Origin of the sequence: Vreelandella halophila (assembly GCF_019903425.1) — a bacterium.
GTDB classification, from domain to species: Bacteria; Pseudomonadota; Gammaproteobacteria; order Pseudomonadales; family Oleiphilaceae; genus Halospina; species Halospina halophila.
Genome location: NZ_JACHUZ010000013.1, coordinates 1,315,204 through 1,339,057, shown reverse-complemented (window position 1 = coordinate 1,339,057; position 23,854 = coordinate 1,315,204). Strand labels below are relative to the sequence as shown.

21 protein-coding genes are annotated in these 23,854 nt (G+C 60.9%); 9 read left to right on the top strand and 12 right to left on the bottom strand.

The window, feature by feature from the left end; translation table 11 throughout:
* Positions 1-73: 73 nt before the first annotated feature.
* The gene (locus H4I92_RS10475; RefSeq protein WP_077530539.1) at positions 74-1,051 is read right to left on the bottom strand and encodes an NADPH:quinone oxidoreductase family protein; all 978 of its coding nucleotides are present in this window, start codon (positions 1,049-1,051) and stop codon (positions 74-76) included.
* 426 nt (positions 1,052-1,477) lie between these two features.
* Here H4I92_RS10475 and H4I92_RS10470 point away from each other — a divergent pair, with 426 nt between their 5' ends.
* A complete protein-coding gene (locus tag H4I92_RS10470) occupies positions 1,478-2,584 on the top strand; it encodes a PQQ-dependent sugar dehydrogenase (RefSeq protein WP_077530537.1) in 1,107 nt (368 codons plus the stop codon).
* Here H4I92_RS10470 and H4I92_RS10465 read toward each other — a convergent pair.
* On the bottom strand, positions 2,574-3,635 hold the full coding sequence (locus H4I92_RS10465) for a GGDEF domain-containing protein (RefSeq protein WP_077530536.1): 1,062 nt from the start codon (positions 3,633-3,635) through the stop codon (positions 2,574-2,576). The two genes, H4I92_RS10470 and H4I92_RS10465, sit on opposite strands and share 11 nt — an antisense overlap.
* Before the next feature lie 178 nt (positions 3,636-3,813).
* Here H4I92_RS10465 and H4I92_RS10460 point away from each other — a divergent pair, with 178 nt between their 5' ends.
* Both H4I92_RS10460 and H4I92_RS10455 read left to right on the top strand, forming a co-directional pair.
* On the top strand, positions 3,814-4,479 hold the full coding sequence (locus tag H4I92_RS10460; protein ID WP_077530535.1) for a fumarylacetoacetate hydrolase family protein: 666 nt from the start codon (positions 3,814-3,816) through the stop codon (positions 4,477-4,479).
* Positions 4,480-4,497: 18 nt separating this feature from the next.
* Positions 4,498-5,808: an ABC1 kinase family protein gene (locus tag H4I92_RS10455; RefSeq protein WP_077530534.1), complete on the top strand. Its 1,311-nt coding sequence runs from the start codon at positions 4,498-4,500 to the stop codon at positions 5,806-5,808.
* Positions 5,809-6,096: 288 nt separating this feature from the next.
* Here H4I92_RS10455 and brnA read toward each other — a convergent pair whose 3' ends face one another.
* The 4 genes from brnA to H4I92_RS10435 all read right to left on the bottom strand — a co-directional run bounded on the left by brnA (position 6,097) and on the right by H4I92_RS10435 (position 8,920).
* Positions 6,097-6,366, bottom strand: coding sequence for a type II toxin-antitoxin system BrnA family antitoxin (gene brnA / locus H4I92_RS10450; RefSeq protein ID WP_077530533.1), 270 nt, complete (start codon positions 6,364-6,366; stop codon positions 6,097-6,099).
* On the bottom strand, positions 6,356-6,619 hold the full coding sequence (locus H4I92_RS10445) for a BrnT family toxin (protein ID WP_077530532.1): 264 nt from the start codon (positions 6,617-6,619) through the stop codon (positions 6,356-6,358). Before H4I92_RS10445 ends, brnA begins: the two co-directional genes overlap by 11 nt.
* An 80-nt stretch (positions 6,620-6,699) precedes the next feature.
* The gene (locus H4I92_RS10440) at positions 6,700-7,209 is read right to left on the bottom strand and encodes a DUF6933 domain-containing protein (RefSeq protein ID WP_077530531.1); all 510 of its coding nucleotides are present in this window, start codon (positions 7,207-7,209) and stop codon (positions 6,700-6,702) included.
* Between the two features lie 301 nt (positions 7,210-7,510).
* A complete protein-coding gene (locus H4I92_RS10435; protein WP_077530530.1) occupies positions 7,511-8,920 on the bottom strand; it encodes an FAD-binding oxidoreductase in 1,410 nt (469 codons plus the stop codon).
* Positions 8,921-9,082: 162 nt separating this feature from the next.
* Between H4I92_RS10435 and serA the strand changes: the two genes are divergently transcribed.
* From serA to H4I92_RS10420, 3 genes are all read left to right on the top strand, one after another.
* Positions 9,083-10,312, top strand: coding sequence for a phosphoglycerate dehydrogenase (gene serA, locus H4I92_RS10430; protein ID WP_077530529.1), 1,230 nt, complete (start codon positions 9,083-9,085; stop codon positions 10,310-10,312).
* Between the two features lie 20 nt (positions 10,313-10,332).
* Complete coding sequence (locus H4I92_RS10425; RefSeq protein ID WP_077530528.1) at positions 10,333-10,614, top strand: sll1863 family stress response protein; 282 nt, start codon at positions 10,333-10,335, stop codon at positions 10,612-10,614.
* A 168-nt stretch (positions 10,615-10,782) separates the two neighbouring features.
* Positions 10,783-12,561: an SLC13 family permease gene (locus H4I92_RS10420; protein ID WP_077530527.1), complete on the top strand. Its 1,779-nt coding sequence runs from the start codon at positions 10,783-10,785 to the stop codon at positions 12,559-12,561.
* A 4-nt stretch (positions 12,562-12,565) separates the two neighbouring features.
* Here the strand turns inward: H4I92_RS10420 and H4I92_RS10415 are convergent, their stop codons facing one another.
* Both H4I92_RS10415 and H4I92_RS10410 read right to left on the bottom strand, forming a co-directional pair.
* The gene (locus tag H4I92_RS10415) at positions 12,566-13,222 is read right to left on the bottom strand and encodes a YiaD family glycine zipper/OmpA-like lipoprotein (RefSeq protein WP_077530526.1); all 657 of its coding nucleotides are present in this window, start codon (positions 13,220-13,222) and stop codon (positions 12,566-12,568) included.
* Positions 13,219-14,247 carry an alpha/beta hydrolase gene (locus H4I92_RS10410; RefSeq protein WP_077530525.1) on the bottom strand — a complete coding sequence of 343 codons (1,029 nt, stop codon included), beginning with the start codon at positions 14,245-14,247 and terminating at the stop codon, positions 13,219-13,221. Before H4I92_RS10410 ends, H4I92_RS10415 begins: the two co-directional genes overlap by 4 nt.
* A gap of 171 nt (positions 14,248-14,418) precedes the next feature.
* Here H4I92_RS10410 and H4I92_RS10405 point away from each other — a divergent pair, with 171 nt between their 5' ends.
* Genes H4I92_RS10405 through H4I92_RS10395 form a run of 3 tightly spaced genes read left to right on the top strand, consistent with a single transcriptional unit; the run spans position 14,419 to position 17,704 of the window.
* Positions 14,419-15,633: a methyl-accepting chemotaxis protein gene (locus H4I92_RS10405; protein ID WP_077530524.1), complete on the top strand. Its 1,215-nt coding sequence runs from the start codon at positions 14,419-14,421 to the stop codon at positions 15,631-15,633.
* Between the two features lie 22 nt (positions 15,634-15,655).
* On the top strand, positions 15,656-15,970 hold the full coding sequence (locus H4I92_RS10400; protein WP_077530523.1) for an STAS domain-containing protein: 315 nt from the start codon (positions 15,656-15,658) through the stop codon (positions 15,968-15,970).
* 3 nt (positions 15,971-15,973) lie between these two features.
* A complete protein-coding gene (locus H4I92_RS10395) occupies positions 15,974-17,704 on the top strand; it encodes a SpoIIE family protein phosphatase (protein WP_077530522.1) in 1,731 nt (576 codons plus the stop codon).
* Here H4I92_RS10395 and H4I92_RS10390 read toward each other — a convergent pair.
* The 4 genes from H4I92_RS10390 to H4I92_RS10375 are packed head-to-tail and all read right to left on the bottom strand — an operon-like array spanning position 17,685 to position 23,696.
* Positions 17,685-20,525 (bottom strand): GAF domain-containing hybrid sensor histidine kinase/response regulator, encoded by a 2,841-nt coding sequence (locus tag H4I92_RS10390; protein WP_077530521.1) that lies wholly within the window; start codon positions 20,523-20,525, stop codon positions 17,685-17,687. The genes H4I92_RS10395 and H4I92_RS10390 overlap by 20 nt on opposite strands.
* Positions 20,522-21,430, bottom strand: coding sequence for an alpha/beta hydrolase (locus H4I92_RS10385; RefSeq protein WP_077530520.1), 909 nt, complete (start codon positions 21,428-21,430; stop codon positions 20,522-20,524). Before H4I92_RS10385 ends, H4I92_RS10390 begins: the two co-directional genes overlap by 4 nt.
* A 24-nt stretch (positions 21,431-21,454) precedes the next feature.
* Entirely contained in the window at positions 21,455-22,750 is a 1,296-nt protein-coding gene (locus H4I92_RS10380; protein ID WP_077531733.1) for a TRAP transporter large permease, read from the bottom strand.
* A 28-nt stretch (positions 22,751-22,778) separates the two neighbouring features.
* Positions 22,779-23,696, bottom strand: coding sequence for a TRAP transporter small permease (locus tag H4I92_RS10375; RefSeq protein ID WP_077530519.1), 918 nt, complete (start codon positions 23,694-23,696; stop codon positions 22,779-22,781).
* Between the last annotated feature and the right edge of the window lie 158 nt (positions 23,697-23,854).

The window sequence follows — 23,854 nt, the reverse complement described above, 5'->3', positions numbered from 1 at the left end:
CGCTGAATCGAAGTTGTGGTCTTAAACCGGGAGAGGGTAGCGACCCGAGAAAAGGCCTCCGAGTGTGCGTTTCTTAGTCTGCTACTTTCAGCACAATCTTCCCGGTTGCCCGGCGCTCGCTGAGACCGTTCAGAGCCTTCACGTAATCCTCAAAGGGATGCACCTCGCTCACGCGCGGCCGGATTTTCCCCTGGGTGTAGAGCTGCAGCAGCTCCATGATGTTCTGCATGTTCGTTTTGGGCTCCTTCCTGGTGAAGGTCCCCCAGAACACGCCTACCACGGAGCAGCCCTTGAGCAGGGGCAGGTTAGCGGGGATCTGCGGGATGTCACCGGCGGCAAAGCCGACAATCAGATGGCGGCCGTTCCAGGCCATGCAGCGCAGTGCCTGTTCCGTGAAATCACCGCCCACCGGGTCATAGACCACGTCCACACCGTCGCTGGCCCGGCTCTTGACTGCGTCCTTGAGGTTTTCCTCGGTGTAGTTGATGAGCTCATCGGCACCGGCTTCCTTCGCCACGTCCAGCTTTGCCTGGGTACTGGCGGCCGCGATCACATGAGCGCCCATGGCCTTACCCAGCTCAACCGTCGCCAGGCCGACACCACCACTGGCGCCCAGCACCAGAAGCGTCTCGCCAGACTGAATGTTCGCGCGCTGCTTGAGGGCATGGTACGACGTGCCGTAGACCATGGAGAACGAAGCCGCTTCCTCATCGCTCATGGCATCCGGAATGGGAATGAGCTGGCCTTCCGGCACCACGATCTCCTCCGCAAACGCCCCGTAACCGGTCAGGCCCATGACCCGGTCGCCCGGCTTGAAGCGGCTCACCTTCTCGCCGACTTCCAGGACCTCACCGGCCATCTCACCACCCGGTGAAAAGGGCATTTCCGGCTTGATCTGGTACTTGCCCTCGATGATCAGCGTGTCCGGAAAGTTCAGGCCGGCTGCCTTAACCCGGACCTTGACCCCACTGCCCTCAACTGCCGGTGACTCCAGTTCGCCGATCTGGAGTTTATCGGCGGGGCCGTATTCGTGGCACAGAATGGCGCGCATTACTCAATCTCCGTTAGTCCGTTCAGTTTTGTGATCCTGGAAGCCACGTGAACGTTCGAAGGGTGGGAGCGGGGAGCGCTTCACGGGAAGCTCTGGAGCCATGGATGGCGGAAGAGCAGCCTACAGGGGTTTGCGCGCTTAAGCGCAAACGGGTTTACACGGATGTAAACCCAGGACTTTTCAGTGAAGCAGGACTGCGCAACTGAAAAGTACTCGTGGCGATTCCCGTGAAGCGCTCCCCGCTCCCGCCCGTGCAACCAGCTTCCAATCAACGTAATCCCCTCGATGACATCAATCAAATAAATCTCGGTCATCCACAAGCATCAACAGCTCTTATGAATAACCCCTCCCCCTGCCCCAAATCCGCCCAATTCACGTACAGTCAGTACAGACCCAGTCAATGACTGCCCAAGCAAAGGAGGCCCCATGAACCCCGGCAAGCTGCTTATTCCGGCCCTGGCCCTCATGCCAGTCGCATGCACCGCCCAGAGTTTCGAATCCGACCATCACGACTTCCAGGTCGAAACCGTCGCCGAAGGCCTGGAGCACCCCTGGAGCATCGCCTTCCTGCCCGACGGCGACGCCCTGGTCACCGAGCGCGCCGGCCGCTTGCGGTTGATCGAGGACGGCAAGCTCCAGGAGGAGCCCATCGGCAACGTGCCCGAGGTCGCCGCCCGGGGCCAGGGCGGCCTGCTGGATGTGGTCCTCCACCCGGACTTCGAGGCGAACAATGAGCTGGTCATCAGCTACGCCCACCGCAACAGCGAGGGCATGACCACCCGCGTTATGCACGCGACGCTGGCGGACCACCGCCTGACCGACCGGAACGTGATCTTCACCGCCACCCCCCGCTCCGGCACTACCCGCCACTTTGCCGGCCGGATGGTGTTCGATGACCAGAACAATCTGTACATCGCCGTAGGGGATCGCGGGGAAAAGCAGCGGGCCCAGCAGACGGATGATGACGCCGGCGGCGTCCACCGGATCACCCTCGAGGGCAAGCCCGCGCCGGGCAACCCCTTCCTGGATGACCCGGACGCGAACGACACCTTCTACACCTACGGCAACCGCAACATCCAGGGCATGACACGCCACCCGGAAACCGGCGAGATCTGGAGCCACGAACACGGCCCCAAGGGCGGCGACGAGATCAACATCATCGAAGCCGGCACCAACTACGGTTGGCCGGAGATCACCTACGGCATCGATTACGACGGCAGCATCATTTCCGAGAAGACCCACGAGGAAGGCATGGCCCAGCCCCTGCACTACTGGGATCCCTCCATCGCGCCCTCTGGCATGGCCTTCTACACCGATGAGCGCTTCCCGGAATGGCAGGGCGATCTTTTCGTAGGCGCACTGGCCATGGAAAAACTGGTCCGGGTGAGGATGGATAGTGAAGAGGTCGTCCAGGAAGAAGATCTTCTGACCGACTGGGGCGAGCGAATCCGTGCCGTGGCGCAGGGGCCGGATGGCGCACTGTGGCTGCTGACCGACGCACCGGATGGCCGTGTGGTGCGCCTCATCCCATGATCGGCTGCCCCTCCAGAAGCTCGGGGTGCTCCGCAACCACACGGTTGCGGCCCGCCTCCTTGGCCGCGTAGAGCCGGCGATCCGCGCAGACCAGGAGATCGCTGATAGCGGCGCCGTCCCCCGGGAATTCGGCGATCCCGATGCTGATGGTCACGGCAATAACCTCACCCTCGACGGTCACTGGGCTGGATGCCAGCTCGGCCCGGATGGTTTCAGCGATATGACGGGCCCCGGCGGCATCCGTTCCGGGCAGCAGAACAAAAAACTCCTCACCGCCCCAGCGCGCCGGGGTATCAATACTGCGCAAGCGCCCCCTGAGAATCTCGGAAAGCCGACACAGCACCTGATCCCCCACGTCATGCCCATAGCGGTCGTTGATGCCCTTGAAGTGGTCCAGGTCCATGCCCAGAAGACTGAAGCCCGTCCCCAGCCGCCTGGACTGTTCCGCCACATGCTCAAGCACCTCTTTGAGCCGTTTGCGGTTGGGCAATCCAGTCAGCGAATCAGTAGCAGCAAGCATGCGCAGCTGTTTCTCCGCCTGCTCCCTTGCGTATTCGTAAGCGTGGGTCAGCCCCGTCAGTACAAGGCTGGAAGCCACGATGTTCCCGAACCCGACGTAATCAACCAGCGTCATGGGCTCACCCGGAAATCGCACCAGATAGACCACCCATGCCATGGCCAGGAAAGTCAGCGACAGAACCAGCCCCAGAGCCCGGCCCTGAAGAAAATGGGCGAGCAGAGGAATCACCAGGATCCACACAAAAACCGTATCCGAGAGTCTCGGGGTGACCAGAGCCGTCACCAGCATGGTGAAAAAGACCACCAGATAGATCAGACTCCAGCGCTCGGGGTTCCGGCTGCGTGGAAGACCGAGCAGCATTGCCAGTGAGAACAGGGCGACAGCCAGTTCCACGGATGCCAGCAGCGTCATTCCCCTGTACAGGTTGAGCAGACCGAACGCACCGGCAAACACGACCGTAAGCATGAGCACAGCCCGCAGCACCACGGTGCGCTGGCGATGGATCGAGGATCCGTGTGCGACTTCCATCATCAACTCCCTCCTGGGTTGTCCTGAACCGATCAACTGGGCTGGCACAGCCCGACTCCGTTTGATCTGAACAGGAAGTATACAGAAACAGTTGGCCGGGCTCACTTCCCGGGCTGACCGTGCAGAACCGGGTTCCCCTCGGCTATGCTTGGGTCACTTTCCAACCCGTGAGAGACAAGCAATGACATTGCCAAAGGCGCGCTTTCAGAACGGCGTGATGAATGACACCCCCATCACCAAGGTGGTGTGCGTGGGCCGCAACTACGCCGAGCATGCGGCAGAACTCGACAACCCCGTGCCCATACAGCCACTGCTGTTCATCAAGCCGCCCTCGGCGGTAACGGAACTGGAAGCCGGAATAACGCTTGCTGAGGTGAATGAGCCGGTACACTATGAGGCGGAACTGGCGCTTCTGATCGGTGCACGCCTGAGCCGTGCCAGTGAGCAGGAGGTTGAGGGCGCCATCTCCGGGCTCGGTCTGGCCCTGGACCTGACCCTGCGCGAAACCCAGAGCCAGCTCAAGAAGAATGGCCACCCCTGGGAAATCGCCAAGGCCTTTGACGGTGCCTGCCCGCTCTCAGCATTTGTGCCGAGGGAGCAGTTCCCCGCCACCCACCGCTTCCACTTCAGCCTGCATATCAACGGCGAGGCCCGCCAGCATGGGGACACAGCCGATATGCTCAAACCCATTCCGGCACTGGTGTCGTATATGAGTAAGCACTTTACGCTGGAACCCGGGGATGTTGTGCTGACGGGAACACCAGCCGGCGTGGGGAAACTCGCGCCCGGTGATGCGCTGACCTTCACCCTGGAAGACCGGCTGAGCATTGAAACCACTGTATCCTGAGCGGAGTCACGCCACTTCATGAGCCGCAAACCGGTAACAACCCGTACCGGGCGATTCTTCCGGCTGGCCGGCATGACCGGCTCGGTCGCCTCCAGCTACGCCGCGCGCAAGGCCCGCGGGCTGTTCAGCGAAGAGAGCGAGGAAAGCCGCCACGAGTACTACAGTCGCATGGCCGAGGAAATCGTCGACACCCTCGGCGAGCTCAAGGGCGCGGTCATGAAGGTCGGCCAGATCGCCTCCCAGACCCAGGACTTCCTGCCCCGGGAACTCACCGATGCCCTCCAGCGCCTGCAGAAAGAGGCGCCGGCGATGGAATTCGCCGTCATCCGACAGCAGATCGAGAGCGAACTCGGGGACAGTGTGGAGAATCTCTTCGCCAGCGTGGACGAAACCCCCTACGCCGCCGCCTCCATCGGCCAGGTCCATGCCGGCCAGCTCATTGATGGTCGCCAGGTGGTCATCAAGATCCAGTACCCCGGCGTCGACCGCTCCTGCGACTCCGACCTGCGCCAGCTGCGCACCGCCCTGCGCCTCGGCGGGCTGCTGAAAATGCCCAAGGAAAGCGTCGACGACCTCTTCAACGAAGTGCGCGACCGGCTGCACGAGGAACTCGACTACGAGAATGAAGCCCGCAACATCCACCACTTTGCCCAGCAGCACGGCGGTGACGACGGCATCCTGATCCCGGAAGCCATCCCGGAACGCAGCTCGCGCCGCGTGCTCACCATGGAGAAGGTCGAAGGCGACCACATCAGCGAGGTGACCCGCGAGCGCTACGACCAGGACACCATCAACCTCATCGGCCACCGCATCTTCCGCACCATGGCCGACGGCCTGTTCCGCCATCGCTGCATCCACGGCGACCCCCACGCCGGCAACTTCGCCTACAGGCCCGATGGCACCGTCATCCTCTACGACTTTGGCTGCGTCAAAACCCTGCGCCCCTCGACCGTTGCGGCCTACCGCCACTGCATCATCGACGCCCTCAACGAGGACTACGCCGCCCTCGACCAGCACCTGATCCACCTCGGCGCCCGCGTGGAAGACCACCCGCCGGTGGACCCCGAGTACTACAGAATGTGGCGCGACATCTTCTACCAGCCCCTGGACCCGGCCAACCAGCCCTACGACTACGGCCAGTCCGACCTCCACCAGCAGGTTGCCGCCAACACCCGATCCGTCTTCCAGTACCTGAACGCCTTCAAGCCCCCGGTCGAAAGCATCCTCATCGACCGCATGATCGCCGGCCACTACTGGATGATGAAACGCCTGGGCGTGAAGACCGATTTCCGGCCGTTGCTGGAGGAGTACCTGACGGACGGTGAATAAGAAGAATCAAAACGTCCAAGATAATGAGCTTTAAATTTTGATATGCGGAAGTTTCCATGCTTTCCAGCTAGTTATAACGTCAAGCGTGAGCCGCAGTCGTTAGGCTGTCGGCTCCACACTATTGTGCGGTTCTTCGTTTGCCACCAGATCCACATACGCGCCAGCGACTAAATCCGACGACTCGACGCCCAGCTCTGACATCAACCTGTCCGCAATCGCCCGACCCTCCGTCTCGCTCTGGTCAGGCCGGAGCACGATCTCAAGCTCGATGAACCGGCCAACGCGGAGCTAACCCGCGCCGCTTGCGGCGTCACCATTGATCGCCTTGTTAGCAGCATCAGCTTCCAGACGTTCAACCAACCAGACCTTGATGATCGACTGTCTTGTGACGCCTATTCGGGCTGCTTCGCGATCCAATGCTTCAACAACCCAGGACGGAAAATCAACATTGATACGCTTCTGTTCCTGGTTCACCCGACGCGCTGTCGAAAGGTCCAGATCGTCAACGACATCTTCCTTATCCGCATCAAACTTGTCGTCGAACTCTTCAGCATTCATACAGCTCCACCTCTCTATTGCGAGCCCGCCTGACAGAAATCAGGCGAATTCGACCTTCTCTATAGGTAACGACAGCAGACCAATGCTTTGCTCCTATCCGGCCAATGATGAGAAAGCGCGGCTCGCCTTCTGTCTTAGCCTGAATTTCCAGAAGATCAGGATCTTGCCACAGCTCTTGGGCCGCCCCGAAATCAATTCCGTGCTTCGCCAGATTGGCCTTGCTCTTATCGTCGTCGAACTCGAACCATTTCATGAGTATAAATTATCCCTTTTTTACTCATCAGGCAAGATTGTGGAGGTGTAAAGCTGTCACGGTACTTGGTCTTGTCGGCTTCAAGTTGCATAAGCTGCCTGAAGCGCGTCAATTGCGTATGCGTAGTTGAGGGCGCCCATAGGCATGTGGTTCAGGTCTTTGATTATCTGCGGCACCTGAGCACTATGCACGCCGCCCGCATCGAGAATGCGGCACTCATAGTTGAGCGCTAAGTCGTTCATGGAACCCAGAACGCTTCGGTCGTTTGTGTTTCCATACGTAATAGTGGAAAACTCCTCCACGATTCGGTCTAATAACGCTTTGGGGAGATCCTCTTCGTTCAAGACGCACGACAAATAACCGATGAAGAGTTGGTCCAGTTGCCTGATCTCGGCGCGAGATACATCAGTGGCGATGAAGTTGAACAGCGTGCGGTCATTGGCGAAGAGTACGCACTTCCGCCTGGCAATATACATAAGGTCCGCGTGCCAGGACCCGAGCGGCGAACTTTCGAGCTCACCAGTTTCATTACTGACGCCGCGAAGCCCCATTTCTTTCTGAAGCTTCTTTGTGCACCGAAGGATCGGCATGAGGTCTCCTGAGAAGCTAACCACCAGCTTCAGCGGTGGCGCAAGCGCCTTGCGCGCGGGCCATCCGCTGCAAGCGCTTGTTGGGCTTGTACACGTAGCTACGTATCACCACATTCGTTGAGCGAATCTCCTATGAGCTCAACGTAACTAGGCAGTGTGCCAGTAATGGAATGGTGCTGGTTTCACCGGCACTGGGAAAGGCGCAGCTGAAAGGAAGGCAAAGCGGCCGCTGAGAGCAGCCCCCGGTTCGTCATCCGCAATGAACCAGAAGCCACCTTCAGCGCCCCACGAACAAACTGGGTCAGTCCGCGTCGATCAGCTTACCCGGGTTCATGATGCCGTTGGGATCAAACACCTTCTTGATCCCCTTCATAACGGCAATCTCCTCGGCACTCTTGGTAAACCCGAGGTACTTCTTCTTCACCATCCCCACACCATGCTCAGCGGAGACACTGCCCTCGTAACGCTGAACGATATCAAACACCAGATCGTTCACCGTCTCACAGCGCTTGAAAAACTCCTGCTTCTCCATATCGCCCGGCTTGAGGATGTTCAAGTGCAGGTTGCCGTCGCCGATGTGGCCGTACCAGATGATCTCGAAATCCGGATACTCCTTCTGGACCATCGAATGGATCTCGTTCAGGAACTCCGGTACACGCGAGATCCGTACCGATAGATCGTTCTTGTAGGGCGTGTGCGGCGCAATGGATTCCGAGATCCGCTCACGCAGCTGCCACAGCTTCTCCGCCTGGCTCTCGCTCTGGCTGATCACCCCATCAACCACCCACTCCTGCTCCACACAGTGCTCGAACAGCGCCATGGCCTCCTCCATCACACCCTCGGAGGTCGCCTCGAACTCCAACAGCGCGTAGTAGGGGCACTCGGTCTCGAACGGCCGCGGCACCTCGGCGTGCGCCTGAACATGCTCGATCGCCTCATTGGAGAAGAACTCGTAAGCGGTCAGGTCCAGCTTGGAGCGGAAGCTCTGGAGCACATCCATGGTATTGCTCAGGTCATTCAGACCCAGCACCATCACCGTGAGGTTGGACGGCTGGCGGGCCAGCTTCATGGTCGCCTCGGTGATGAAGCCCAGGGTGCCCTCGCCGCCGATGAACAGATGACGCAGGTCATAGCCGGTGTTGTTCTTCTCGAGCCCGTTGTTGAGCTCAAGAATCTCGCCGGAACCGGTCACCACTTTCAGGCCCAGCACCCAGTCCCGGGTCATGCCGTAGCGGATCACCTTGATGCCGCCGGCGTTGGTGGCAATGTTGCCGCCCAGCTCACTGGAGCCCGCCGAGGCGAAATCCACCGGATAGTACAGACCCTGCTCCTCCGCGTACTGCTGGAGCTGCTCGGTCACCACGCCCGCCTCGCACTGCACCAGGCGGTCATTGGCGTTGAAATCCAGAATCCGGTTCATGCGGTCCATGGCGACCACAAGCTCACCGTTGGCGGCAACAGCGCCTGCACTCAAGCCTGTTCGGCCGCCGGAGGGCACCAGCGCCATCTTCTGCTCGTTCGCGTAACGGACAATGGCCTGTACTTCCTCCGTTGACTTCGGCAGCACCACCGCCAGCGGCGCCGGATCGTAGATGCGGGTCCAGTCGCAGCCATAGGCGGCCAGGTCATCCGGGGCGGTCAGGACCTTGCCGCCGTCGGTAAGAAGTCCTTCGAGTGTCTGCGGATCGAACGCCGTTGCCGTTGTACTCATAGCGTCAGGATTCCTCCAGGATCTGTTCAAAATCCGACCAAAAGTCGGGAAAAAGTAGTGAGCTATGCTACCATAGCTTCTCCAACAATGCGGCGGAGACCGCAACTTTCTGATTTCATTTTATTTTTTTCGGAAACTCGACTCAGACGGGAATTTTCTGTCATGGCTAAGACATCACTCGACAAGAGTAAGATCCGCTTCCTCCTGCTGGAGGGCGTTCATCAATCGGCAGTGGATATACTGAACGCGGCCGGATACACCAATATTGAGCATATCAGCCACTCCCTGCCGGAGGAGGAGCTGCTGGAGAAGATCAAGGATGCCCATTTCATTGGCATCCGTTCGCGCACCCAGCTCACCGAGAAGGTATTCCAGCACGCCAACAAACTCGTGGCCGTGGGCTGCTTCTGCATCGGCACCAACCAGGTGGACCTGGAAGCCGCCAAGAAGCGCGGTATCGCCGTATTCAACGCGCCCCACTCCAACACCCGCAGCGTGGCGGAACTGGTGATCGCGCAGACCATCCTGCTGCTGCGCGGCACTCCGGATAAGAACGCGGCGGCACACCGCGGTGTGTGGCGCAAGTCCGCCAGCAACAGTTACGAAACCCGAGGCAAGAACCTGGGCATCATCGGCTACGGCAACATCGGCTCCCAGCTGAGCGTGCTGGCCGAGTCCCTGGGCATGCACGTCTACTTCTACGACGTCATCGCCAAGCTGCCGCTGGGCAACGCCACCCAGGTGGGCTCCATGAAGGAGCTTCTGGCCATGTCCGACGTGGTCACGCTGCATGTGCCCGAGACCGAATCCACACGCGACATGTTCGGCGCCAACGAGCTGGCCCAGATGAAGCAGGGCTCGATCCTGATCAACGCCTCGCGCGGCACGGTCCTGGATATCGACGCCCTGGCGGACAACCTGCGTTCCGGCAAACTGCTCGGTGCGGCCGTGGACGTGTTCCCGACCGAGCCCAAGTCCAACGACGAGGAGTTCGTCTCGCCGCTGCGTGAGTTCGACAACGTCATTCTTACCCCCCACGTGGGCGGCTCCACCGTGGAAGCGCAGGAGAACATCGGTACCGAGGTCGCCGGCAAGCTGGCCACCTACAGCGACAACGGCACCTCAGTGGGCTCGGTGAACTTCCCGGAAGTCGCGCTTCCCGAGCATCCGAACCAGCACCGGCTGCTGCACATCCACCAGAACATCCCCGGTGTCATGTCCGAAATCAACCAGATCTTCTCGGAAAATGACATCAATGTGTGTGGACAGTACCTGCGCACCAATGATCAGATTGGTTATGTCGTAGTGGACGTCGATAAAGCGTACAGCGACGTGGCCCTGAGGAAGCTGCGCGAAGTGAAGGGCACCATCAAGGCACGGGTACTGTTCTAACACACTCGAGGAGGTGTGACATGTCACTGAAGGATACGCTGATCCAGAAACTGGAAACGCAGGTTGAGAGCTGGGAAAGTCGGCTCGAGACTCTTCGGGCGCAGTTCAATGAGTACAAGGCCAAGGCCGAGAACCAAGAGGCGACGGAAGAGCTCAAGGAAAAGACCGCCAAGCGGATTTCCGATCTCAAGGAGGACATTGATACAGCCCGGACACGGCTTGAGGAACTGCGTGCCAGTGGCGAGTCGCGCCTCAGCGAGCTCAGGAGCAAGGTTGAGGATTTCCTGAACCGGCGCTCCTGATCCCGTCCCGGGGCACCCGCCCAGTCGGGTGCCCTGCTTTCCCCTTCCTGTGTTTCCTCCTACCTTCGTAATTCCAAAAACGAATATTAAAATGAACAATCAGGCTTTCTGGTAATATGGGCCAGTGATAGCCTCTCCCGGTATTTCACAGATGACCCGAGAGGCGGAATGGACTGGAACGGCTGGATAAGCCTTATGACCGTGGCCGGTGTGCTCATCACCCTGATGACCACACGCCTGGGTACCGACCTGGTCATGCTCACCGCCCTGATCTTCCTGACCGTCTCCGGCATCCTGACCCACCAGGAGGCGCTGGCCGGGTTCAGCAACAGTGGCCTGATCACCGTTGCCTTCATGTACGTGATAGCGGCCGGCATCCACAACACCGGTGGACTGGACTGGATCATCAAGCACCTGCTCGGGCACCCGGAAACGGTACGCTACGCCCAGGCCCGGGTCATCGCCCCGGTCGCCGGCCTCAGCGGCTTCCTGAACAATACCCCGGTGGTCGCCACCTTCATCCCCGCTGTGGCCCGCTGGGCCCGCCACCACGGCATTCCCGTGGCGCCGCTGCTCATGACCCTGAGCTACGCCGCCATCCTCGGTGGCACCCTGACGCTCATCGGTACCAGCACCAACCTCATCGTCAACGGGCTCTATGTGGACCTTGCGGACACCGAGGGCTTCCACCTTTTTGATATAACCCGCATCAGCGTGCCAGTAATATTGGTCGGCCTTGCCTTCATCATACTCTGGCTGCCGTTCGTGCTGCGGGGCCGCAGGAACAACGGCAGGCAGATGTTCGGGGATTTTCGTGAATACACGGTGGAGATGGCCGTGGCCAATGACGGCCCACTGGTGGGGCAGACCGTGGAGGAAGCCGGACTACGCCACCTTCAGGGGCTGTACCTGGTGGAAATCGAACGCGAGGGCGGCGTCGTCACCGCCGTACCGTCCGAAGAGCGGCTGCGCAGCGGTGACCGCCTGGTGTTCGCCGGTGATGTGCAGTCGATCATCGAGCTGCGCCAGATCCGTGGTCTGGTGCCCTCCACCGAGGAACAGCCCCTGCTTGCCAAGGAGGCGCCGGAGCGCCGCATTGTCGAGGCTGTGGTGTCACCCGAATGCCTGGCTGTGGGCAGTACCATCCGCGAGAGCCGTTTCCGGGAGAAATACGGCGCGGTGGTCCTGGCCATCGCGCGTAATGGCAAGCGCATTGAAGGCAACCTGGGCAACATCCGCCTGGAATCGGCGGACACGCTGCTGCTGGAAGCCCGGCCTGTATTCGTGACCCGGCAGCGCTACTCGCGGGATTTCCTGCTGGTCAATGATACCGAGGAGGAAAGCCCGGACCATCGCAAATCCTGGCGCGCCTGGGCGATTCTGGGGGGCGTGGTCCTGCTGGCGGCCACCGACACGCTGTCAATGCTGCATGCCGCCATGGTAGGGGCACTGGCAATGCTGGCCAGCAATTGCCTCAACCTCAACCTCGCGCGCCGGAGCCTGGACGGCCATGTCCTGCTGACCATCGCCTGCTCCTTTGCACTGGGTAACGCCATGGACAAGACCGGCGCTGCGGCCTGGCTGGCTCATGGTGTGCTCAGCCTCACGGCCGGTGATTACCTGCTCATGCTGGTGGCCACCTATGCCCTTGTGAACCTCATGACGGAAATGATCACCAACAATGCAGCAGCGCTTCTGACGCTGCCGATTGTTCTGGCCATCACCCAGAGCACCGGCATGCCGGCGGAGCCCTTCGTACTCACCCTGATGATGGCGGCCTCCGCCAGCTTTACCACCCCCCTGGGCTACCAGACCAACCTGATGGTCTTCGGGCCCGGCGGGTTCCAATTCACCGATTTCATCCGCGCCGGCCTGCCCCTGAACATTCTCTGCGGGATCATGACGGTACTGACCGTCAGTACCGTCTACCCCGCCGGGGCGGCCTGAGGCTTTACTCCATGGGCATCAGATCAATCTCGACGCGACGGTTCTGCTGCCGCCCCTGCTCGGTATCATTACTGGCGATGGGGAAGCGCGGGCCATAACCGGTGGTATGGACACGCCCCTGGGCCACGCCCTGGTTGAGCAGGTACTGGGCCACGGACTGGGCGCGCCTCTCACTGAGCTGTTGGTTGTACTCAAAGCTGCCGGTGCTATCGGTATGCCCGCCTACGGCGATGGCGGTCTGGTCAAACTCTTTGACCACCATCACGACGGAGTCCAGCACATCATAGAAGGAGGAGCGGATGTTCGACTTATCCACATCAAAGGTGATGTTGCCGGGCATGATCAACTCGATGTTGTTGCCATCACGCTTGACCCGGACGCCGGTACCCTCAAGCCGTTGGCGCAACTGCGCTTCCTGGCGATCCATGTACTGGCCGATACCAGCACCGAGCAGCCCGCCCGAGGCGGCGCCGATCATGATGCCTTTCTCCCGATCCCCTTTGCTGGAGGTGGCCGCACCGGTAGCAGCGCCGGCAACAGCACCGATGACACTGCCGATCACGGTCTTCGAGGTCTGCTGTTCACCGGTGTAGGCGTCCTGGGTGGCACAGCCACTGAGCATGGTGGCGCTCAGAGCAACAGCCATCAGCGTTTTTTTCATTCCTCATTCCCCTTTCTATGGATACCGGGCACTACCGCTTCCGCCAGCACCCGCTCAATCTCAGCGCCAACCGCGTCCTGGACCTGGCCCAGTATTGGATCCGCTTCGTTCACCAGATGATGCCTGCCCCCGGGGATCTGGTAAAGCCGAAGGCGCCGGAACTTGCGTCGCAGAATCCGCAGGTTGTGCCGCCAGTCCACGGTCATGTCCTGCTCGCCCTGGACGACAGCGAGATCATAGTCCACCGGCAGCGCCGCCTCGATACGCGGAATCCACCGTTTCAGGGCGGTCACCCAGTTCATGGCCATGAACCGCGCCTGCAGCGGATCATGCTCCTTGAGAAAGCGCACGAACTCACTGTCATTGCTGTTGGCGGTGAACACCCGCTTCCAGGTTTCGCGGAATGGGTTCATCAGCATGTGCAGCCACTTGCCACTGCTGAAGCCCACCGGCCGCACCAGCGGCGCCAGCAGCACCACGCCGCTGAACGCAATGGCGTCCGGGGCTTCACGGCAGGAAAGCAGGTAGTCGATCAGAACGGCACCACCGGTACTCTGGCCCACGCCGATCCAGGGCCCGGGCGCATGGTCACGGGAAAGGCCCAGAACCGTGAGCAGAACCCGCTGGTACTCACGGAAACTCCCGATGGCGGTGGGCCGCCCGCTCGACAGACCATGACCCGGAAGGTCATAGATCAGCACATTCAGCCCCAGCCCGAGGCAGTAACGGATCATGCGGGTATAGAGACCGGCATGGTCAAAGTAACCATGGAAAAGAAAAACGGTTCCGTGGGCGCCCGGCTGCTCGTAATAGTGGGTAGCGATCCGGTAACCCGCTGCCCGTATCCAGCCCAGATGGTGGCGGACTGACGGAAACTCAGGGCCAGGCTCAAGACGGTAGAACGCCTGGTAGGCGGCGACTGTGGCATCCGGCTCCGGGGTCTGCGAGAAGCTGAACGGCGGAAGCGAGGCAACAACCGCATCGCGGTCCCAACCGGGATGGGTGGCACTGTCGTGCTGCGGCATCCAGACTGATCCTGAACGAAAGTTGAACAATACGCGCAGCCCCCGGTAGGGCAATCCACGGTATTTCCGTTTGACCCAGCCGCAGGACCGCATAAGCTTGTCTCAGGTGACTCTGAAAAAGCCTGTCAATCATGACATCCAGACTGATCCAATGCACGGGATGGTGGCGTAATGCCCGAAATGCGTAGTAAGCCTGCTCACATTGCCTCACCTCCGATTGTTCTGTCCGTGGGCCTGGCCATCGTGGTGCCGTGGCTGCACTGGTTCTTTCTTGGCGTGCCCGCCATTGCGGCGGTCAGTCTCACTGTGCTGGGTGTTGCCGGCGTGGGCGTACTCGGTGTCTGGACACTGAAACAGGGGCGTGACACCCAGGTGGAACAGGCCCATGCTGCCCTGAGCGACCAGTTCAGCAGCTTCCAGGAACGGCTCCATGACATCCTCGCCACCTATCAGGACAACCTTGACCGGGTACGCACCGATACCGGCCAGCTCAAGGGGCTTCTGGACGATTCGGTTCCAGACATGATGAATCTCTTCTTCCGGTTGCAGTCCCACCTGGAAACCCAGGATGAGGTCATCCGGCGCATGCTGTCAGCCAGCGACTCGGTGACCGGCAACGACGATGAGGGTGAGGTTACCTTCGAACGGATGGTCCAGGATGTCACCTCGGTGCTGGAGAACTTCGTCAACACCATCGTCGAGACCAGCCGGATCTCCGTGGAGCTGGTGGACACCATGGGCCAGATCACGAACGAAGTGCAGAAGATTGACGGCAACCTGGGCGAAATGGACAGCATCGCCGGCCAGACCAACCTGCTCGCGATCAACGCCGCTATCGAGGCCGCCCGGGCCGGCGAAGCGGGTCGCGGCTTTGCGGTGGTGGCCCAAGAGGTTCAGAACCTCTCCAGCCGTTCGCAGCAGTTCAATGAGGACATCCGCCGCAACGTCTCCGCTGTCCAGGACCTGGTCACGCATGCCGAGAAGTCGATCAACGAGGTGGCCTCCCAGGATATGAACTTTGCCCTGCAGTCGAAGAAATCCGTCGAATCACTGATGGAAGAGATCCGCACGCTGGACGCCTCGCGCAACAATGCGGCCAACGAGCTGGCCGGTATCGCCGAGACCGTCAGCGAGGATGTAAACACCGGCGTCCGCAAAATGCAGTTCCAAGACATGGTCGATCAGATTCTCCAGCGCGTGAATGAACGGCTGGCACTGGTGGACGATTCAGTCATCCGCATCCGCGGGCAGACGGAGCTGGCGCCGGAAAACTGGCTGCGCGAACTGGCGGATGAAGTTGAACGTGCGCGCGACGAGCAATCACGCATCCGAGACAACACGCTGACCCAGGACTCCATGTCCGAGGGCAGCGTGGACCTGTTCTGACCCCAACGAAGGACATTGCCCCATGTTCAGTATTGAAAAACACGACGATGGTGAAGGCACTGTCACACTGAGCCTCTCGGGCCAGTTCGACTTCAACGCCTACAGTGAGTTCAAGCCCAAGCAGACGGAAGCGCTCGATACTCCCGGAGCCAAATACATTGTGCTCGACCTCAGCAAACTGGATTATCTGGACAGTGCCGCTCTTGGCACCCTGCTGCTGCTGCGCGAGAAGGCCCAGGACCGCAGCATCGAGATCCTGATCCGGGGCGCCACCGGCGTTGTGCAGGAGATCCTGGAGATCGCGCACTTCCAGCGCATGTTCCGCTTCATTGACTGATCCATGGAAGACCCGTCGGAACTGACCATACTGGTTGCAGAAGACGACCTTCTCAGCCGACAGCTCCTGCAGTCCTACCTGGAAGAGGAAGGGCACCGCGTGCTGGTCGCCAAAAACGGACGTGAGGCGGTTGAGACTTGCTCCAGGGAATTCCCGGACCTGGTCATTCTGGACGTCAAGATGCCGGTCATGGACGGGATGGAAGCCTGCCGGCATATCAAGGGGATGATGGAACAACGGTGGGTTCCCGTCATGATGGTCTCTTCCAACAATGAAGAACAGGACCAGGCTGCCGGACTGAACACAGGTGCCGACTACTACCTGACCAAGCCCATCAGCTTCCCGATCCTGGCCGCGAAAGTGCGCAGCTCCCAGCGCGTCACCAACCTGCAGCGCGAGCTCGAAAGCCGCAATACCGAGCTCTCAAGCTACTACCGGCACAGCCGCGCGGAGAATGACCTCGCGCAGCAGATGATCGACCGGATCATGCAGAACTACACCACGTCGGACACCCGGATCCATCAATCCATCCGCTCCCTGGAGCAGTTCAGCGGCGACGTCATATCAACCGTCAACTCTCACTCCGGCAACACCTATGCGTTGATGGCCGATGCCACCGGCCATGGTCTTCCGGCCGCCATCACCCTGATGCCGGCCATGGAAATCTTCTACCAGATGAGCCGGCGTGGCTATGGCGTGGCCTCCATCGTACGCCAGATCAATCAGCGCCTGCGGGCACGGCTGCCCCCCAACCATTTCCTGGCAGCGACTGTGGTACTGATCAACCCGCAGCGCCATGCCCTGATTGCCTGGAACGGGGCCTGCCCACAGGGGTATGTACTGTGCCCGGAGGGCGCCATCCGCCACCGCATCCCATCAGCCCACCCGCCGCTGGGCGTGCTGGATGACCGGGATTTTGACGACACCGCCCAGCTCTGCACGGTCAATGTCGACGACCGCTTCTTTGCCTGCACCGACGGACTGGTGGAGGCGCGCAACGCGGATAACGAGATGTTCGGCAGCACCCGCCTTGAATCCGTACTGACTGGCTGCAGCAAGGAGTACAGCCTTGTGGAATCGGTCACCGATGCGCTCTCCCGGTTCCGGGGCAACAGGCTGCCTGACGATGACCAGTCCATGCTGGCCCTGGCCGTGGACGCGCCCCTGGAGGTGCCTTTTTCCAATGAAGACGGCATCGACCAGCCACTGGAGATCAGCGGCGATGAGGGCAGCATGGCGGGTTGGGACTTCCGGCTCGAGCTGCGGGGATCCGATATCCGCCGGACGGAAATCGTTCCAACCGTCAACCAGGTAATGGAAAACCTCCGGCTCGACCGGCGCCTGCGCCAGAAAGCGTTCGTGGTCCTGACGGAGCTTCTCAACAATGCCGTGGACCATGGCCTTCTCGGGATGGATTCCAGCAGTAAGACGGACCAGGGATTTGACCACTATGTGCAGGAACGCCAGGAACGCCTGGGTGCACTGAATGAAGGCTTCATCAAGATCCTGGCCACCCGCAGCCAGCACCACAACCGCAATGCCCTGAGGCTGATGGTCATGGACAGCGGCCCGGGATTCGACACCACCGGCTTCTCGTCAATGGATTCCGCGGATGAAGTGGCGACCCACGCCTATGGGCGCGGCATCCGCGTGGTCGCGAGCCTGGCCGACCGCATCCGCTTCCTGGATAACGGCGCCAGCGTCGAGGTTGAGTTCACGATTGATCCGGACTGAGGTTGCGGATCTCCCGGGCCATCTCACGCACGGCCTGATCAAGCTCGGAGAGCGTTGCGCTGTCCGGCAGGCTGCCGCCGCGGGCTTCTTTTTCCATATCCGAAACGGCCTGCCATAGCCACCCGGCGGTGAAGTACCCAACCGCCCCCTTCAATCCGTGCGCCGCTTCGGCCAGGGCGGCGGCGTCGCGCTCGCCATGGGTTGAGGTGATTGCCTCCAGATACTGCTCATGCTGCTGCTCAAACAGATCCTTGAGCGTGTCCATAAGGCGCGGGTTGCCGCCCAGGTTCCGCAGGACCAGATCCCGGTCCACCATGGGTTCATCCGCCAACGAGCTGCCCGATTCCGGCTTGTTCCCCGAAACCGTTTCATCCACTGTGGAGCCAGTGGCCGGGTGTTCCCCGTCATCCAGCCACCGGGCCAGCATCCGGTAAAGCCCCTGGAACGTCAGGGGCTTGGTCAGGTAGCCGTCCATGAACCCGGCCTGCCGGCTGTCCAGGTCCGGCGCACTGTGCGCCGTCACCGCCACCAGGGGCGTGTGGCGCTGGTGGCTGGCATCCAGATCCCGCATCCGGATCGCCACATCATAGCCATTCATGTCCGGCATCTGGATATCCAGCAGAACCAGGTCAAAAACGCTGCCTGCAAACGCGTCAAGCGCACTGGCCCCATCCTGGCAACTGGTTACCTGCATGCCCAGCTCCCCGAGCATGGCTTCTCCGACATGGCGATTGACCGGATTGTCATCCACCAGCAGCACACTGGGTTCACCAGCGAAGGACTCCACACGTACATCCCCCTGGTCCTCATCCAGGCGGCGGACCTCCGTTTCGGACGCCACCAGCAGTGGCAACACGAACGAGAAGGTGGCCCCCTGCCCCTCGACGCTATCCACCTGAATGCTGCCCCCCATCAGCTCCACCAGGCGCTGACAGATGGTCAGCCCCAGCCCGGTTCCACCATAGCGCCTTGCCAGGGAGGCATCCGCCTGACCGAAGGGCTCAAAGATCTTATCGCGCGCGGAGGGTTCAATACCGGGGCCGGAGTCCGTGACCCAGAACGCCAGGTTGCAGGTATCGCCGAAGGCCGCCCGGGGCTCGATGGAGAGGGTGACCGTCCCCTGCTGGGTAAACTTGAGCGCGTTGCCGAGCAGATTCATCAGAACCTGGCGCAGTCTCTGCTCGTCCCCGTGCAGATGCCGGGGAACCTCTTCCTGGATATCGAGATGGAGCGTAACGCCCTTACCGTCCGCCTGAGGACGGAATAGATTCTCCAGATTCCGCAGCAGACGCCCGAGATCAAATGCCCTGAGTTCCAGCTCAAGGCTGCGGGCCTCAATCTTGGACAGATCCAGCAGATCGTTGATGATCTCCAGAAGGCCATTGGCCGAATCCTTGAGGGTCGCCAGCTGGTTATCGGCATCCGGTCGTGCCCGATCCCTCTGGAGCAGTTCGCTGATCCCGATAATACCGTTCAGCGGTGTCCGCAGTTCGTGACTGATGTTGGCCAGGAACTGGGATTTAGCCTGGTTGGATCGGTCCGCATCCTCCTTGGCCTCGCGCAGCTGGTGTTCCAGCTCCTTGCGCCTTGTGATGTTGGTCTGGACGGCTACGAAATTCACCAGTCGTCCCGCTTCATCATGCACGGGCTGGATATCCAGATCGAGCCAGTAAGTATTGCCCTGGCGACTGTAATTGAGAATCTCCTGGCGTACCGGCTCACCATGGGCAATGGCAATGGCGATCCGTCGCCTGGCTTCGGCATCCGTATCCGGCCCCTGCAGGAAGCCGCCTGGCCGCAGTCCACGCACCTCATCCAGGGTGTAGCCGGCCAGTGACTCAAAGCTCGGGTTAACCCATTCGATACGATCATCCGCATCGGTGATAATCACCGGGTTGTCGGTCTTGCGGGCGACCAGTGCCAGCCGTCGGACCTCACTGGCAGCCTGTTCCTCGCGTTCGCGGCTGGAGAGAAGCGCCTCCATATCCTCGGCCAGCAAGAGCAATACCGGACGCTCCCGGACCCGGGAAGGCGTGACCCGAAGGCTCACCACATGCTCCCGGTCAGCCCCTCTCAGGGGCTCCGAGGGCAGGTCCACGGACTCATGCCCCGGAGAAAGGGCCGCGTATTCCGCCAGCCGATCCGGTGTCAGCGAGGGGAAGATGCCACTGATCGGCAGTTTCTTGAGCGTCTGCCGGTCGGTGTCAGTCCCTACAAGATCCGCCAGTCCGTCATTGATGTAGAGCACCGTGAACGTTGTAGCATCCACCATGGCCACAAAATCATCACTCTTCTGGATCAGTTCACTGATCCGCCACCCGAATGTCTCGGCACGCCGGGTCTCGATGTGCTTCATGATCACGCGCGCGAGAGACTTCAGCGATTCCTTCTGGCGTTCATCCAGGTGGCGCGCATGACGGTCCAGGACACAGATGGTCCCGAGTGCATAGCCATCCTCGTTGACCAGGGGCACACCGGCATAGAAGCGAACGCCATGCTCCAGCGTCCAGGGATTGTCATGGAAGCGCTCATCCTCGCTGGCATCCGGGATCTCGAAAACATCGGTCTGGATGATGGCATGGCCACAGAACGAGGAAGAGCGCTCCGGAATGAAGTGTTCGCGGTTCACCCCCACCGCAGCCTTGAACAGCTGTTGGTCCTGGTCGAGCAGATTGACCATGGCCATTTCACTACCGCAGACCTCGGCAGCAACGGCGACGATGTCGTCGAACCACTCCTCCGAGCTCTCGCAGAGAAGCTCGTATTCATCCAGCGCGGCCTGGCGCTCCGGTTCGTTATCCGGGATCGGGGCTTCTTTCATGACAGAAGATGGCGCTGGAAGAAATCCACCTGATCCGCGCAGGAGCGCTCAAACCCCTCCCCCACGTAGATATCGAAGTGCCCCAGGTCCTCGTAACGGCGAAGTTCCGCCTTGCCTCCGGCTCTGCTCGCGGCTTTCTCCGCCGCCTCCGGGGGCGCGACGGAATCGCGGCCGCAGACCTGGATCAGAGCCGGGCACGGCAGACGGCGCGCATGGCGCAGCGGGCGATAAAGCGGCAGCTGCAGTGCCAGCCTCGCCGCCAGCTCATTGCGCCAGTCCGGGGGTGCAATGGCCCGGTAACCGTCATACGCATCCCCTGTGGCCATGGCCGCCGTTTCGCCCGGGCGGCCCACGATGGGGGCGTACAGGGGAGCGCTCCCCATCAGGGCACGGACCTGGTCCCTGAGTGCCAGCGTGCTCAGACGTAGAATACCGCCGATGCCGGCATAACCGACCACATTCAGAACGGCAGCCAGGCCATCCATCATCGGGCCCTGGGCTGAAACGGCTGCAACACCGCCATCACGGGCCGCAGCCACCAGCACATGGCCACCGGAAAACGACGATCCCCAAAGCGCGATGCGCTGCGGGTCTATGCCCTGCTGTTGGCGGGCGAAATCAATGGCGCCCTGCCAGTCCGCAAGCTGGCCCCGGACGGAGACAAGCTGGCGCGGCTCCCCCTCACTTGCCCCGAAATGCCGGTAATCAAACAGCAGTACGGCAAACCCTGCCTCCACGAAAGTCCGTGCATAGGGCACGAGCCCGGCATCCCGGGTACCGCCGAGACCATGGGCCATCACAATACAGGGGCAGGGAGTACGGGCGGGCATTGCAGGCTGGAACCACCAGCCGGCCAACGCGTCGCCCTCAACATGGAACCGGACCTCAGTGGGTTCGTGACTCATCAGGACCCTCCCCTCGGGGTTCGATCACCGCATCAGCTCGGGCAGGAAGAGCGCGATCTGCGGGAACATGATCAGCAGTGCCGTCGAGAACAAAAGAATCAGCACGAATGGCGGCGTACCACGGATGACCTCCAGGTAGGGCCGCCGGAAAATGGCCACAGCCGTGAAGATGTCACACCCGAATGGTGGCGTTGCCGAACCAATAGCCGCCTGCAGCACCACCAGCGTTCCCACATGCACGGGATCCAGCCCCGCGGAGGCGATGGCCGGCGAAAAGATGGGCGTCAGCACCAGGATCACCACGATCGGGTCCACGAACATACAACCCACGAAGTACGCCACCGCGATCAGGATCAGCAGCTGATACGGATGCTGGGAGGCCTCGGCCAGCATGTCTCCCAGCAACAGGCTCGGAATCTGGGCAAACGAGATCATCCAGGAGAACGCCATGCCGGCCGCTACCAGAATGAAGACCACGGCTGTGATCATGCCCGTCGAAAGGGCGATTTCCGGCAGCTGGGACGGCCGCACCTGACGGTACAGCACCATCTCCAGAAACAGCGCGTAGGCCACCGACATCGAGGCCGCCTCGGTGGGACTGAAGGTACCGGTGTAGATGCCGCCAATAATGATCACCGGGAAGCCGGTGGCCAGACTGGCCCGTTTCAGAGCCACCATCCGCTCTTGCCAACTGGCCTTCGGCAGAACCGGAATGCCCTTCCACACCGAGATGCCGTAACAGTAGATCGCAAACAAGGCCAGGATCAGAAGGCCCGGGCCGATACCAGCAATGAACAGCGCTCCAACGGAGGTACCAGAAACAACACCATAGATGATCATGCCGATGGAGGGCGGAATCAGCAGGGCAATGTCGCTGGCGTTGATGATCAGTGCGATGGCGAAGCGGTCTGTGTAGCCGGCCTCGATCAGCCTGGGCCGCAGCGGCCGCCCCATGGCCACCACCGTGGCTTGGGTAGAGCCGGAGACCGCTCCGAACAGCGTACAGGAGACCGCCGTGGTCACTGGCAGCCCGCCCCGTATGTGGCCCACGAACTTGCTGACCAGATCCAGAAGCCGATTGGCGGTGTGCCCCTTGATCATGACATCGGCGGCAAGGATGAACATGGGTACCGCCACCAGCACCGTCTGCTCCACGCCCCCGATCATCTGCTGGATCAGGGTGGACTCGTTGAGCCCGGAGAACTTGGCCGCCATCAGCAGCAGCGCCCCTGCTGTCAGCGGGACCATCATGGGGTAGCCCATCAGCAGCAGCACGAACATCACGACCCCGACCAGCAACGCGGCATCCGGCGTGCTCATGGAAGCCAGGTTGAGCCATTCAATCAGTTCACCCACGGTCGCGATCCTCCGTCAGGTTCTCTTCGGGATCGAAGCCGCCGGTCATCCCCGGGTCAACGCCCTCTTCCTCGTATTCATCCTTCTGGTACCAGGACAGGTAGTTCTCAGGACTGATCAGGTTGCGGACCCCGGCCAGGAAAAACTGGATGCCCCCGAACAGAAAGCCAAGCGGCACCACCATGTAGTTCAGATAGACCGGAAAACCAGTGGAGGAAGTCACCCGGCAGCTGCCGGAACGGGCTTCAACCATGCCAATGAACAGGTGGAAGGCACTCCAGGCCACAAGTACCAGCACGATCAGCCCCGCCAACAGCACCGCCTGACGCTGCAGGCCCTCGAGGCGGGCAAGCAGGTGCGCGCCATGCTCACTCATCAGCCGGATCAGGTGCCCGCCCAAGGCAAGACCTACGAGCGTTAACAGAATGCCCGCCACCAGAGGCATGGTTCCGAACGGCACCGTGAACAGCCCCAGATCAATGCCTTCCGGGAGCACACGGCAGGTGCGCTGTACCGAGTTCGCGTAGTTCCAGGCGAAATCGGCAAGGGAAAAGAGCAGCCATGCCGTGGTGAAGCTCACCAACACAAGCAGGATCTTCTGGCCCAGATGGGGAAGCAGGTCATGCAGTGCGGAAACCCGGATATGGCGGGCATGGCGGGCCCCGATGCCGATCCCCAGGAAGGTGATTGCCACCAGCAGCATCTGGGCCACGTCGTTGGCAAACTGCAGGCTGAAACCAAACAGGTTGCGGGTGATGACATTGGCAACCGTCACCGCCGCCATGCCACCTACACACAGAATGAGCGCACTGCGCTCAAACCAGTCAAGACCCGAGTCAATCCAGTCAAAGGGCGCCTTAAGGGCGTTACGCCAGCCACCATCGTGGCCGGCTTGGGGTTGGTCCGTCATGGGACTCTCCGCAGGCCGCTCATGCGTAACAATAGTCTGACGATCCGGGGTTCGGCAACATTGCTTTACTCGGATGCGGGAAATTCGCCTTCACCACTTTTGCTTCTGTAAAGATGTGTTATGTTTAATGTGGATCAAAAAGAAAATCCAACAGAGGG